This window comes from Synechococcus sp. 'PEA 65AY6A-5F PE A' (assembly GCF_047462575.1).
Lineage (GTDB): Bacteria > Cyanobacteriota > Cyanobacteriia > Thermostichales > Thermostichaceae > Thermostichus.
Genome location: NZ_JAOALE010000002.1, coordinates 69,829 through 81,990 on the forward strand (window position 1 = coordinate 69,829; position 12,162 = coordinate 81,990).

Consider the following 12,162-nt stretch of genomic DNA (forward strand, 5'->3'; position numbering starts at 1 on the left):
GGCAACCCCTCCAAGCCCTTGCCGAACTTGGGCTAGGTTGGATCTGGTCTTGTTGCGGATCCCTGCCGATGTCTGACCATTCTGTGGAGGTCCAGGCGGCTCTCCCGGAGATCGTGGCTCGCTTGCAAGCAGCCCTGGGATCCCAGGGGCTGGGACATCTGCAGGTGCAGGCGCGTCTTTCCGGACACCGCCTGTTGCTGCGCCTGGAAGGGGATCCCCTTCCGGATGCGGATCGGCTGCTGCAGGGCCTCTTGCCAACCCTAGAGGAAATAGCGTTGAGCTACCGGCAGCGCCAGGTGGAGCTGTTTGGCTTTCCCCCCAACGAAGGGATCCCGGAGTGGCACCGCGAGTGGCGCTACCAGCCGCCGCCCAACCCCAACAGCCCCTTGTATCGCGCCCAACGCGGGGATGGAGAAGCCATCCAGTATGTGCTCGACTACCTGCTGCGCCCGCAGGGGATCCAGGCCCGCGTCCATCTGCACCCCAAGCTGGGCCTCTTACAGGTGAACTTGCAGGCAGCGGAAGTTCCGGATCCGGCTTGGGCCAAGGACTTTGTGCGGCGGGCCTTGACCCGTCTGGAATGGACCTTTGTGCAGCGGCTGCGGCTTTCCGGGCAAAAGCTGGGCTCCTTCTTGCCGGCCTGGAGCCAAGAGTTCGATCTCAAACAGCCCGCCTTTTGGCAGGCTTCCCCGACCAGGCTTTCTCCCTTTCCTTCTCCAGCAGCCGACGCCGCCGAGGGCGAGCCCTCTCCACCTTCCCCGGCCGCTCTAGACTAAAGGGCAGGGCTCAGGGGGTCGGCCATGCGGGTTGTTTTCTTTGGCACGCCGGAGTTTGCTCTGCCCTCGCTGCAGATCTTGTTGCAGCCGCAGTCTCCCTTTGAAGTGGTGGGATTGGTCTGCCAGCCGGATCGGCCGCAGGGGCGAGGACAGAAGGTGCTCCCCCCGCCCACCAAGATCCTCGCCCAAGCCCACGGGATCCCGGTGTGGCAGCCTGGCCGGCTGCGGCGGGATCCAGAGGTGCTGGCGGCGCTAGAGGCGCTGGCTGCCGATGTGTTTGTGGTGGTGGCCTACGGCCAGATCTTGCCGCCGGCGGTGCTGCAGATGCCCAAGCTGGGCTGCATCAATGTCCACGCTTCCCTCCTGCCGGCCTATCGCGGCGCCGCCCCCATCCAGTGGGCCATTGCCAACGGCGAGACCGAGACCGGCGTCACCACCATGCTCATGGACGAAGGCATGGATACGGGGGCCATCTTGCTGCAGGCCAAGCTGCCCATCGAGCCGGAGCAGACCGGCTTGGAGCTGGCCTCCCAACTGGCCCAACGGGGGGCAGAGCTGCTGGTGGAAACCCTGGTGAAACTGGAAAAAGGAGAGCTGACCCCCATTCCCCAGGATGACTCGCGGGCAACCTATGCCCCCCTGCTTAAAAAACAGGACTTCCAGCTCGACTGGCAGCGCCCGGCCCAGGCCTTGCACAACCAAATCCGCGCCTTTTCCCCGGACTGTTTTACCGGCTTGCAGGGGCAGCGGATTAAGATTGTCCGCTCCGCCGCTCCCCAGTTGCACCCGCCACCTGCCGAGCTTCCCCCGGGCAGCCCCGGAGAAGTGGTGGGACTGGCCAGGGGAGAAGGGGTGTATGTGGCCACAGGGGAGGGATCCCTCCTCATCCGGCGGGCCCAACTGCCCGGCAGGAAGGAACAGTCGGCCTGGGATCTGGTCAACGGCGGCCAACTCAGGGTGGGCATGCGCTTTGAGGTGCTGCCGGATCCCTAGCCCCGGCCCCCCTCTTGTCCCCCCGCCTGCGGGGGGATGTAGGGGGGCGGGGGTGGTCGCGTTAGCGGCGCGGAGCGCTTGGAACTACTCGGGCTGGGGAAATTCCTCCCACAGGCGGGTGTGTTGGCGCAGGCTGAGGAACTGCCCGCCGCCGAGGATGAGGTGATCCAAAACCGGGATCTGCAGCAGTTGCCCCGCCTGCAAGAGTTGCCGGGTGAGAGCAAGATCTTCCGGGCTGGGATCCAAGCTGCCGGAGGGGTGGTTGTGGGCCACCAGGATGCGGCTGGCCCCTTGCCTAATGGCGCTGCGGAAGGTTTCCCGCGGGTGGGTGAGGGTTTCCGTGGCGGTTCCCCGGGTTACGATCTGCTGGCCGATGAGGCGGTGTTTGATGTCCAGGTGCAGGACGGCAAAATGCTCCTGGGGCTCCCACATCAGGTCGCCGCTTAGGGCCATGGCCGCCTGTTCCGGCGATTCAATCACCGTCCGCTCGGGGGGTCGGGCCAAAAAGATCCGCCGCCCCAGCTCGATGGCGGCCAACACTGTTGCTGCTTTGGCTGGGCCAATGCCCTCAATTTGCAGCAGCTCTCCGGCTTCCACCTGGCGCAGTTGGGCCAGGGGATCCCCTTGGGCTTCCAATGTTTTCAAGAGCAACTGGGCCAGGCCCACAGCCGAGAGCTTGCCCGGCCCCTGGCCGGTATTGAGCAAAATGGCCAGCAGCTCGGCGTGGGAGAGGCTTTTGGCCCCTTGGCTGAGCAGCCGCTCGCGCGGGCGATCCTGAAGGGGAAGGTCGCTGATCCGCAACACGTACTGGCCCATATCTTCCCTAGGTTTTCTTCAACAGCCAAAAGGGGCTGCGGCGCTCCACGGCCTGCCAAGCTGCCGCTGGGATCCCTGGCTCCGTTAGCTCAGCTACAAAGGGATCCCAGGTCACCAGATAGTCGGGCACCTGGCCTTGGGCTTGCCAGGCAGCCAGCTCCTCCAGCTTGGCGGCATAGGGCACCCGCAGCGGACCATAAAAATAGGGTACAAACGAGCGGAGCCCGTAGAGGCCAACCCTTCCCGAAAGAGCCGGTTCTGGGCCGGCAAACTGGCGGAAAAAGTAGACGGATCCCCCCTGGGTATGCTGCAACACCCTTGGGAAGATGCAGCTCCAGGCCAACTGGGCGCTGAGTCCAGTGGCCAAGAGCAAGATGGCCCATCCCCGAACGCTCTGCCGCGCCCTGATCCAGGCCAGTCCCCCCAGCACCAGGAGCAAAGCAGGGCCATAGGTGAAGAAGGGCCATTCCACCTCGGCCTGTAGGTATCCCAGGGCCAAACGGCCGGTTAGGCTGTCGGGGATCCCCAAGGCGGCCCCCACTTGGGCCCGCAAAGCCGGATCCTGGGATCCCAGCCACGGCAATAGCAGCCACAGGGCCAGCCAACCCAGGCCGCTGAGCAGGATCCAGGCAGTTTCCCCAAAGCTGGGCCCCCTTTTCTCGGCAACCAGGCCTTGCAGGCGCAGGGCGGCAAAGTAGGCGCCGATGGGGTAAAGCAGCGAGGTGTAGTGGATCAACTTGGTTTGCACCAGGAGCGAAAACAGGGCCAGCACCACCCCAAAGGCCACCAAGAGCAGGCGTTCTGCCCGCTGAGTTAAATCCGCAGCCGCCGAGTCAATACTCCTGGGGATCCTCTCCAGGATCCCGGCCAGGGCCAAAGCCCCCCAGGGAAAGCACCCCCAGGCAAAGGCCAAAAGATGCAGGTAGACCGGGCCCGGATGGCCGCTGGGGGTACTCACCAGACCCCACTGGTAGTGCCAAAACGCCGCCAGCCACTGCAGCCCCCGCGCTGTCACTTCCAGCACCAGCCAGGCCAGGGGAACAGCCGCCGCCAGGCCCAAAAAGATCACCATCTCCCCCCACCCCATTGGCGGATCCCGCTGCCAGAGCTTGTAGAGGATCCAGATGGCTAGCGGCAACACCAGCCCCACCGGCCCCTTGGCCAACACCGCCAGGCCCAAAGCCAGCGCGCCCAGAGCTCTCCACCCCTGACCGGAGCGCCCGGCCCGACGCGCCTCCTCAGCAGCCCAAAGGGATCCCAGCCCCACGCCCATACCCAAATTCAGCAGCGGGTCGATGAGGCCGGTTTTGTAGAAAAACAGGGGCAGGTAGCCCGTCAGGAGCAGGATCCCCCAGAGGCAGCCAAACCCCGCCCCGCGCAGCCGCCCTCCCCACGCCACCAAAAGGGCTACGGTGATCCCGCCAACCCAGGCATTGGGCAGCCGCGCCGCCCCTTCGTTGACCCCCAGGGCCGCCATCGCCAGGGCCTGCAGCCAAAAAAAGAGGGGGGGCTTTTCGAAAAAAGGCTCGCCGTTAATTTGCAAAGCCAGGGGATCGCCGCTGGCCAGCATCTGCCGCGCCAAGCTGGCGTAAATGAGCTCGTCCCAGTCAAACAGGTAAGGGATCCCCTGGCCCGCCCACAGCCATAGGCCGGCCAAAAGCCCCAGGGATCCCTTGAGGCGGCCCAGAAGCTTAGCCATGGACAGCTTCTAGAGGCACCACCCGGCCCACACTCTCGGGCGAGTGCAATAGCCGCAGCAACTGGGCTGCCAGAGCGGATCCCTCGATCTCTGCAGGAATCTCCACCCCACACCAGCGGCTGGAGCTCTCCCGCAAGGCCGCCACCCAATCGGGAGTTAGGGATCCCCGCGCCACCCCCATCAGTTGCGGCAGCGGATCGCGGCGGTAGAGCCCGATCCAGCGCAGGCCCAGTTGGAAGGGCCCAGGCCGAAAGCGGGGGTTGGGGCTGCCGTCCGCCTCAAACTTGCTCAGCATCAGTTGCAGGGAATAGATCTGGCGGGTATTCAAAGGGGGAGCAGCAACCCGGCGGGCGCGAAAGGTAGGCACCATCTCGGCAAAAGGCACCTGGACGGTCTGCTCTTCCCCTGGGGTGGTGTCGAAGGCATAGCCGTAGGCCGGGCTGTCCCAACCCCCTTGATCCCGCAGCAGAACCTTGTAGCGCTGCCCATCCCCCCGCAGCCGCAGCTCCAGGCCGGCAAACCCCGACACATCCAAGGGAGGCTGCCAGTTGCGGGTGCGCGTGGAAACAAAGCCGCCGAAGTTGGCCGTGGAAACCTGCCCCGTAAACAGCAGCTCGCCCTCGCCCCAGAGCAGTTGGCTTTGGCTCACCCCGCCCATCACCACATCGTCTAGGATGCCCCAGAACTGGTTCACCTGGGGGTCAGGCCGGCGAAAGTCAAAGAGCATCTGTTCCGTCTGGCCGCTGCGGCGCAGCCGCTCCAGGTGGGCCTTAGCTTCCTCCCGGTTCTCCAGACCCAGGATGACCCTGGCTGTCACCTCATCCCCTCTCTCCTGGACTTCCGCCCCCTGCTGTTGCAGCGCCTCCGCCAGCCCCACTGGTAGGCCATCGCCCAAGAAGATCACGGGAAGAGGAGCTGAAGTCGCCAGGGAAGGAGGCATGAAGTCAACCGCTGCTGCTTGGAACCCATTCTGAACCCAGCGCCATAGGTCGGCAAAGGGCAGCGCTTCGTAGTAGGTCAGCGTGTTCCAAAACCGCCCCAGGTCCCAAGGCATTGCCTACCCACTTAGAGAACGCACGCAGGAGAGATGCTTACAGGATAGCCCCAGCCAGGGGATCCCTGGCAATTGAACCGCCTTTGAGGACTCCTCAACCCTATCTGTCCCAACCTCTGCTGTCCTCTCCAGGAGGAAAGAGATCCCTTCTCCGAGTTTGCTTTTGTGTATCGCATTGCCGATCTCGGCAGGGTGGGGGCAATAACCCGACCGTTGAAGGGGCCCTGAATTCGCAATCAAACTTAACACCAGGGTCGAAGAGAACGCCTTGCAAAACGGATCCCGGATCCCATCTGCAAATGATCTCGCAATGGTCTATTCTTGATCCTGTTGTCGGGTTTGTCGCTGGAGCAGAGCTGACCCCTTTTCTAAGATCGAACTACGGAGAACCATGTTTAGCAAATTTTTTTCTCTTCAGAAAGCGTTCGCGGCGGCGCGTCGTCGGTTACTGATCCTGATCTTGGTTTTGGGGATGGCCGGGTATGCCTGGGGGCCGGCCTTGGCGGCCAGGCAGATTCCTCCTGTAGCCTTGTCGCCAACCGAGTCCATCACTTTCACGGAAGCGCAACTGGCCAGAGGAAAGCAGTTATTCAACAGGGCCTGTGCCCAGTGTCATGTGGGTGGACAGACCTATCCCAATCCGGATGTTACCTTGAAGCTCTCGGATCTGGAGGGGGCAACACCTCCCCGCGATAATGTGTTGGCGATCGTGGACTACATCAAGAACCCGGTCACCTATGACGGGGTAGAGTCCCTGGTGGAATATCATCCCAACACCCAGCTTCTAAGTGAGTATCCTCGCCTGCGCAACCTCACCGATGAGGATCTGAAGTTAATTGCCGGCTACATCCTAGTGCAGGCTAAGACCGTGCCCGGCTGGGGCGGCACCAAGAGCGAATCCCACAGTGACCTTTCGGCCTATCTCTGATGCCTGGGCAAACTCAAGGGGCAAAGCGGTGGCGGGTCCCGGGCCGTGGCTGGAGGTGGGCCGGGATCCTGCTTCTGGTATGGCTAGGGCTAGCTAGCCCAGCAGCAGGCCGCATTGATCCTTACGTGAGCCACTATCTGCGAACCACTGAGCCGATAGAGCTGCCCTGGGATGCGGAAGGGCACATGCTCACCTTTACTCCAGAGCAACTTACCGACGGGAAAAATCGCTTTCAGTCCGCCTGTCTGAACTGCCACGTGGGTGGCTCTACCCTACCGGCCCCCAACATTTCCCTTTCGCTCAAGGACTTGCGCGGCGCCACCCCACCCCGCGACACCATTCAAGCCTTGGTGGAGTACCAACGGGATCCCCGCAGCTACGATGGCACCGAGGTTAGCTATGGCTGCCGCCCCGTGCCCCCCTCCTGGATGGATGATGAAGCGCTGCGCAACCTGGCTGCCTTTATCCTCAGGGCGGCTCAAGTGGCTCCGGGCTGGGGATCCAACGCAATCGGAGGTGGCTGAGGAGTCGGGGTTTCCTCCGCCGCTCCTTGCAGGGGTGGTGGTAGCCTGGTGAAGAGGGAAGGTGGCGGCCATGCTCCAGAATATCCGCTCCATACTCCTGGGCCTGTGGATACTGACCCTGCTCGTTTTCCTTGTCCAAAACTGGGGATCTGCGGCAGCCGTAGTCGTAGCCGGGCAAGCTGGCGCTGCGATTCCTTTGTCGCTGACGCTCTTGACGGCCTATGGGGTAGGAGTGGGCTTGGGGTTTCTGTATGTGGGCGCTTGGCGGCTGCACGACCGGGTATTCCAGCGACAGGCAATCCGCAAGTTAAACCAGCTCATCGAGCGAGTGCGCTTTTTGGAAGCGCAGATGATTCCCCCCGACCACTATTTGCCTCAGGATCTGCCGGATCCCCAGGCAGGCCGCTATTCCTACTCCAATATCCCGCCGGAACGCATTCGCGACCCGGCTCCTAAATCTGCCAATCCTGAGGAAGAACTTGAGGAGGAAGACGACGCGGCCACAGCCCCCAACTGGCGGATCGTCCGACGGCCCTATTCTGCCCAGGAGGAAGAGGAATGGGACTCTTGAACTGGTGGCGATCTTCTGCGGCTCCCTCGTCTGAGTCCGACCCTCGACCGGAACCCCAGGGACAGAATAACTATCTGCTGATCGTTCTCGACAGTTGCCGTTTCGACAGCCTGCTGGCCGCCAACCCCAAGCATCTGCTCAAGCTGGGATCCCTGGAAAAGCGCTGGAGCTACGCTTCCTGGACGGCTCCCGCCCACTACAACCTGCTCATGGGCCTGCTGCCCCACACCAGCCCCACCCAGGTTTTCGCGTCTGAACACTACAAGCAGGAATATTTGCGCTACAACGAGCGCCTCGGTACCCGGCAGCCGATCGAGTTCAAGCATCTGCTGCCCCACCTCTATTTGCCGACGCTACTGAAGCACCAACTGGGCTACACCACCCACGCCATGGTCTCCCTGCCGGTGCTCAACCCCAGCACCCTGCTCAACCGCGACTTCGATTCCTACCGCCTCATGCCGCGCCACAACGACATGGCAGCCATGGTGGAGCAGTTGCGCTTTGATCCGGATCGCCCCAGCTTTTACCTGTTGAATGTGGGTGAAACTCACTATCCCTACGCCCTGCCCGATGAGGATCCCAGCCTGTGGCCCCGCATCTCTGGGGTGAATGGCGTGTTAAAGCGCCTGGATGAAGGGGAAGAGGCCGGGATCCCCTTTTTCAGCGCCGCCCAGTTGGAGGAGCTGCGCCAGCGGCAGATCGAGGCGGTGCGCTACCTAGATGGGGTTTTTGAACAATTGTTCGATCTGGTTCCCAAAAACACCTACATCACCGTTACCGCCGACCACGGCGAATTGTTCGGGGAAGGGGGCTATTTTGGCCATGGCCCCATCCACCACGAAAAGGTGCTGGAGGTGCCTTTTATCGAGGGAAAAATTCGCTGAGGCCCTCACCCCCGGCCCCTCTCCCAAAGGGAGAGGGGAGATACGGATTCGGGTTCGGCTCCGCTTGGAACGTCAGCACGCTAAACCTGTTGGGTCTCCGGTTTGGGCAAGGTGGGATCCCGGCGAGTTTCTCTGCGACTTTCGCCCAGAGAGGTCACTCTCGTGGTCGAGTCCAAGCCCTCTTCGGCGGCCAAGTCGGCGGAACGCGCGATCTCGTAGAGGCTTTTCACCACACTGGTTAGGGGAATCGCGACGATGACGCCCAGGATGCCCCCCAGTTGCGCCCCCACCAACAGGGCGATCAAGATCCACACCGGGTTGAGGCCGATCAGTTCCCCCATCAGGCGGGGGGCGATGACCCGATCCTTAACCTGCTGCACAATTAGGGAGACCAGCACCACCTTGAGGCTGAGCCAGATATCCTGAAAGGCCAGCAGCACCGCTGCCGCGCCGATGCCAATAAAGCCCCCCACCAGTGGGATCACCTCCAGCAGGCCGATCAACAGGCCAAACAAAAGCCCGAAGGGCACGCGCAAAAACCCAAAAATTGGCACCAGCATCAGGGCCATGATGAACCCCAACACCAACTGGCTGATGAGAAAGTTCTGGAAACTCAGAGCCAGGGCTTCGCCGATGCGCGGTCCCCAGGGCTTGGGGAAGAGGCTGAGCAACCCCTGCCAGAACTGCCCCCCGTAGAGCAGCATGTAGAGGGCCAGCACCAACACCAACACCAGATCGATCACCTGATTGAAGGTGCCCAGGAGGATGTCCAGGGATTGGCCGGCAATTTTTTCGGCGCTGGCCTGCAGGCGGTTGAGGAGGGTGTTCACCAGCTCTGTCTGGCCGAGGTTGATGTTGCGCTCTGCCGCCCACAGGCTGATTTGATCCAGCCAGCTTTGTAAGGTATCCACCCACTCCGGGATCCGCGCCCCCAACTGCACCACCTGCTTGGCCAGGATGGGCACCACAGCGATCCCCACCAAGGCCAGCAGCACCACCGACAGGGCAAAAACCAGGGTGACTGCCAAACCGCGGCTTACCCGATAGCGCCGCAGCACCTGCACCGGATAGTTGAGCAAAAAAGCCAGCACCGCCGCCGTCAGGATGGTGGTGAGCAGATGGCCAAACAGCCGGCCCACCTGTAGGGCCAGCCAGCCGCTGATGACGATCAAAATCCAGGTGAGCAGCAGCCGCTGCAAAGGCGAGAAGCGATTCATGCCAGGGGGATCCCCAAGAGCCTAAAAACCCAGGATGCTATATCCACTATCCACATAGATCACCTGGCCGGTAATGCCGCTGGCCAGGTCGCTGGCCAGAAAAGCTGCCACATTGCCCACCTCGAGCTGGGTGATATTGCGCCGCAGCGGAGCTTTCTCCTCGACCGCGTGCAGCATGGCATGGAAATCAGCAATGGCCGAAGAAGCCAAGGTGCGAATGGGTCCAGCGGAGATGGCATTCACCCGGATCCCGGCGGGGCCCAGCTCGGCCGCCAGGTAGCGAACGCAGGTTTCCAGGCCCGCTTTGGTGACAGCGGCCATGTTGTAGTTGGGCACCACCCGCACCCCCCCCAAATAGGTGAGGGTGAGGATGCTGCTGCCGGATCTCAAGAGAGGCTTGGCGGCCCGGCAGAGGGCAATCAGGGAGTAGGTGCTCACATCCATGGCCAGGGCAAACCCTTCCCGCGAGATATCGCTAAAGTTGCCGCTCAGCTCTTCTTTTTTGACGAAAGCCAGGCAGTGAACCAAGATATCGACCTGACCCCATTTCTGGGCTATTGCCTGAAACAGCTCGTCAATCTGCTGGTCGCTTTGCACGTCGCAAGGGAGGAGAAAATCCGGCTGCAGGGGCTCGGTGAGCTGCTGGACTTTGGTCTTGAAGCGATCCCGCTCGTCCGGCAGATAGGTAACCCCCAACGTCGCCCCCGCTTTGTGCAGTTGCTGGGCAATGCCCCAGGCGATGGAGCGCTCGTTGGCAATGCCGGTTACCAAGGCTTTTTTTCCGGTCAGGTCTAGCATACGGAAAGGTGGGGTAGGTTCTTCTCTATCCTTCCACAGTCCGGAACAGGGGATCCTGTTCAGCCGGGCTGATAGGTGGAGGCCACGTGCAGTTCCTTGAGCTGCTTGGCCTCGACGCCGGAAGGGGCACCGGTGAGCAAACACCTGGCCTGCTGGGTTTTGGGAAAGGCGATGACATCCCGGATGGAATCTTCCCCGGCCAGCAACATCACCAGCCGATCCAGGCCGTAGGCAATGCCGCCGTGGGGCGGGGTGCCATACTCAAAGGCTTCCAACAAAAAGCCAAACTTGTCCCGCGCCTGTTCGGGGGTGAGGCCAATCGCTTGAAAAACCTGCTCCTGAATTTCCCGCTGGTAAATCCGCAGGGATCCCCCTCCTACTTCCACGCCGTTCCAGACCAGGTCGTAGGCCTGGGCCCGCGCCGTTTTCAGGTCGGCCAAGTCGTCGGGGTGGGGGGCGGTAAAGGGGTGGTGCAGGGCTTCCAGGCGGTTTTCCTCGGCATTGAATTCAAACAGGGGAAAATCGGTGATCCAGAGGAGATTCAAGGCGTTCTCCGGGATCAAGCCCAGCTCCTGGCCCAGGTGCAGCCGCAGGCGGCCCAGCGACTCGTTGACCACGGCAGCCGGCCCTGCTCCAAACAGCAGCAGATCCCCCGGCTTGGCGTTGGTAAGCTGCAGCAACTGCTGTTCCTGCTCGGGGCTGAGGCTTTCTTTGAGGGCGCCGATGGTGTCGAGGCTGCCGGGCCGCACCCGGATGAAGGCCAGGCCACCCGCCCCGTACTGGGTGACCAGCTTGAACAGATCCCCGCCCGGCTTGATGCGGGTGTTGGAGATCTTTTCGTCGCCGCCCGGCACCGGCAGAACTTTGATCACACCGCCCTCTTGCAAGGCCTTGGCGAAGACCTTAAAGCCGGATCCCTGAAACAGCGGCGAAACATCCACCAATTCCAGCCCAAAGCGGGTGTCGGGCTTGTCGGAGCCGTAGCGGGCCATGGCCTCGGCATAGGTCAGCCGCGGGAAAGGGCGGGGCAGGTCGATGCCTTTGACGGTTTTGAAGATATGGCAGAGGAGCCGCTCGTTGAGTTCCAGGATCGCCTCCTGATCCATAAAGCTCATCTCCATGTCCAGCTGGGTAAACTCCGGCTGGCGATCCGCCCGCAGATCCTCATCCCGAAAGCAGCGGGCAATTTGGTAGTAGCGATCCACGCCGGCCACCATCAGCAACTGCTTAAAAAGCTGGGGCGACTGCGGCAGGGCAAACCACTCCCCGGGGTTGACGCGGCTCGGCACCAGGTAATCTCTAGCACCTTCGGGGGTAGAGCGGGTGAGGATGGGGGTCTCCACCTCGATAAAGCCTTCTTCGTCCTCCAGGAAGCGGCGGATGGCCTTGATGACCTGGTGACGCAGCTGCAGGTTGCGGGACAGGCGCTCTCGCCTCAAGTCCAAGTAGCGGTAGCGCAGGCGGATCTCCTCCCGCACCTCTTCCCCTTCCTCCCCCGAGACGCTGAAGGGAAGCTGCTTGCCCACCCGGCTGAGAATTTCCAACTCTTCCGCGTAGACCTCCACCTCGCCGGTGGCCAGGCGGGGATTAAAGGAGTCACTAGGTCTTTGGTGAACCGTTCCCGTTACCCGCACCACATATTCGCTGCGCACCTGCCCCGCCAGCTCGTAGGAGAGGGGGGTTTTCTGGGGATCGGCCACCAGTTGCACGATGCCGGAGCGATCCCGCAGATCCAAGAAGATCACACCGCCGTGGTCGCGGCGGCGGTCGATCCAGCCGTAGAGGGTGAGGGTCTGGCCGATGTGGGCCGGGCGCACTTGGCCACAGTAGAGGGAACGAGGCGGGCGACGGATGGCAGCAGGCATGGACGCGGTGAGATAACGAGGGTCTGAGCCCCTATCA

Annotated in this window: 12 protein-coding genes; 6 read left to right on the forward strand and 6 right to left on the reverse strand. The window is 62.4% G+C overall.

The window, feature by feature from the left end:
* Positions 1-68: 68 nt before the first annotated feature.
* Complete coding sequence (locus GG26_RS01120; protein ID WP_071813519.1) at positions 69-776, forward strand: hypothetical protein; 708 nt, start codon at positions 69-71, stop codon at positions 774-776.
* A gap of 24 nt (positions 777-800) precedes the next feature.
* Positions 801-1,769, forward strand: coding sequence for a methionyl-tRNA formyltransferase (fmt, locus tag GG26_RS01125; RefSeq protein WP_099813161.1), 969 nt, complete (start codon positions 801-803; stop codon positions 1,767-1,769).
* An 84-nt stretch (positions 1,770-1,853) separates the two neighbouring features.
* On the opposite strand, the gene radC is transcribed toward fmt, so the two are convergent.
* The 3 genes from radC to GG26_RS01140 are packed head-to-tail and all read right to left on the reverse strand — an operon-like array spanning position 1,854 to position 5,338.
* Positions 1,854-2,585 (reverse strand): RadC family protein, encoded by a 732-nt coding sequence (gene radC / locus GG26_RS01130; RefSeq protein WP_011430522.1) that lies wholly within the window; start codon positions 2,583-2,585, stop codon positions 1,854-1,856.
* 7 nt (positions 2,586-2,592) lie between these two features.
* Entirely contained in the window at positions 2,593-4,284 is a 1,692-nt protein-coding gene (locus GG26_RS01135) for an ArnT family glycosyltransferase (protein WP_011430521.1), read from the reverse strand.
* Complete coding sequence (locus tag GG26_RS01140; protein WP_011430520.1) at positions 4,277-5,338, reverse strand: CIA30 family protein; 1,062 nt, start codon at positions 5,336-5,338, stop codon at positions 4,277-4,279. Before GG26_RS01140 ends, GG26_RS01135 begins: the two co-directional genes overlap by 8 nt.
* Before the next feature lie 391 nt (positions 5,339-5,729).
* Here GG26_RS01140 and psbV point away from each other — a divergent pair, with 391 nt between their 5' ends.
* From psbV to GG26_RS01160, 4 genes are all read left to right on the forward strand, one after another.
* Complete coding sequence (gene psbV, locus GG26_RS01145) at positions 5,730-6,266, forward strand: photosystem II cytochrome c-550 (RefSeq protein ID WP_011430519.1); 537 nt, start codon at positions 5,730-5,732, stop codon at positions 6,264-6,266.
* Positions 6,266-6,790, forward strand: a complete 525-nt coding sequence (gene psbV2, locus GG26_RS01150) for a photosystem II cytochrome PsbV2 (protein WP_011430518.1) — start codon at positions 6,266-6,268, stop codon at positions 6,788-6,790. Before psbV ends, psbV2 begins: the two co-directional genes overlap by 1 nt.
* Before the next feature lie 70 nt (positions 6,791-6,860).
* Complete coding sequence (locus tag GG26_RS01155; RefSeq protein WP_011430517.1) at positions 6,861-7,361, forward strand: hypothetical protein; 501 nt, start codon at positions 6,861-6,863, stop codon at positions 7,359-7,361.
* A complete protein-coding gene (locus tag GG26_RS01160) occupies positions 7,349-8,245 on the forward strand; it encodes a sulfatase-like hydrolase/transferase (RefSeq protein ID WP_083759164.1) in 897 nt (298 codons plus the stop codon). The genes GG26_RS01155 and GG26_RS01160 overlap by 13 nt, the downstream gene beginning before the upstream one ends.
* 80 nt (positions 8,246-8,325) lie before the next feature.
* Here the strand turns inward: GG26_RS01160 and GG26_RS01165 are convergent, their stop codons facing one another.
* The 3 genes from GG26_RS01165 to aspS are packed head-to-tail and all read right to left on the reverse strand — an operon-like array spanning position 8,326 to position 12,125.
* On the reverse strand, positions 8,326-9,462 hold the full coding sequence (locus GG26_RS01165) for an AI-2E family transporter (RefSeq protein ID WP_011430515.1): 1,137 nt from the start codon (positions 9,460-9,462) through the stop codon (positions 8,326-8,328).
* 21 nt (positions 9,463-9,483) lie between these two features.
* Positions 9,484-10,260 carry an enoyl-ACP reductase FabI gene (gene fabI, locus GG26_RS01170; RefSeq protein ID WP_011430514.1) on the reverse strand — a complete coding sequence of 259 codons (777 nt, stop codon included), beginning with the start codon at positions 10,258-10,260 and terminating at the stop codon, positions 9,484-9,486.
* Between the two features lie 59 nt (positions 10,261-10,319).
* On the reverse strand, positions 10,320-12,125 hold the full coding sequence (gene aspS / locus GG26_RS01175) for an aspartate--tRNA ligase (protein WP_414388503.1): 1,806 nt from the start codon (positions 12,123-12,125) through the stop codon (positions 10,320-10,322).
* Positions 12,126-12,162: the final 37 nt, after the last annotated feature.

Coding starts and splice junctions, on each gene's coding strand:
- GG26_RS01120 (WP_071813519.1), top strand. CDS start 69: ATGTCTGACCATTCTGTGGAGGTCCAGGCGGCTCTCCCGGAGATCGTG.
- fmt (WP_099813161.1), top strand. CDS start 801: ATGCGGGTTGTTTTCTTTGGCACGCCGGAGTTTGCTCTGCCCTCGCTG.
- radC (WP_011430522.1), bottom strand. CDS start 2,585: ATGGGCCAGTACGTGTTGCGGATCAGCGACCTTCCCCTTCAGGATCGC.
- GG26_RS01135 (WP_011430521.1), bottom strand. CDS start 4,284: ATGGCTAAGCTTCTGGGCCGCCTCAAGGGATCCCTGGGGCTTTTGGCC.
- GG26_RS01140 (WP_011430520.1), bottom strand. CDS start 5,338: ATGCCTTGGGACCTGGGGCGGTTTTGGAACACGCTGACCTACTACGAA.
- psbV (WP_011430519.1), top strand. CDS start 5,730: ATGTTTAGCAAATTTTTTTCTCTTCAGAAAGCGTTCGCGGCGGCGCGT.
- psbV2 (WP_011430518.1), top strand. CDS start 6,266: ATGCCTGGGCAAACTCAAGGGGCAAAGCGGTGGCGGGTCCCGGGCCGT.
- GG26_RS01155 (WP_011430517.1), top strand. CDS start 6,861: ATGCTCCAGAATATCCGCTCCATACTCCTGGGCCTGTGGATACTGACC.
- GG26_RS01160 (WP_083759164.1), top strand. CDS start 7,349: ATGGGACTCTTGAACTGGTGGCGATCTTCTGCGGCTCCCTCGTCTGAG.
- GG26_RS01165 (WP_011430515.1), bottom strand. CDS start 9,462: ATGAATCGCTTCTCGCCTTTGCAGCGGCTGCTGCTCACCTGGATTTTG.
- fabI (WP_011430514.1), bottom strand. CDS start 10,260: ATGCTAGACCTGACCGGAAAAAAAGCCTTGGTAACCGGCATTGCCAAC.
- aspS (WP_414388503.1), bottom strand. CDS start 12,125: ATGCCTGCTGCCATCCGTCGCCCGCCTCGTTCCCTCTACTGTGGCCAA.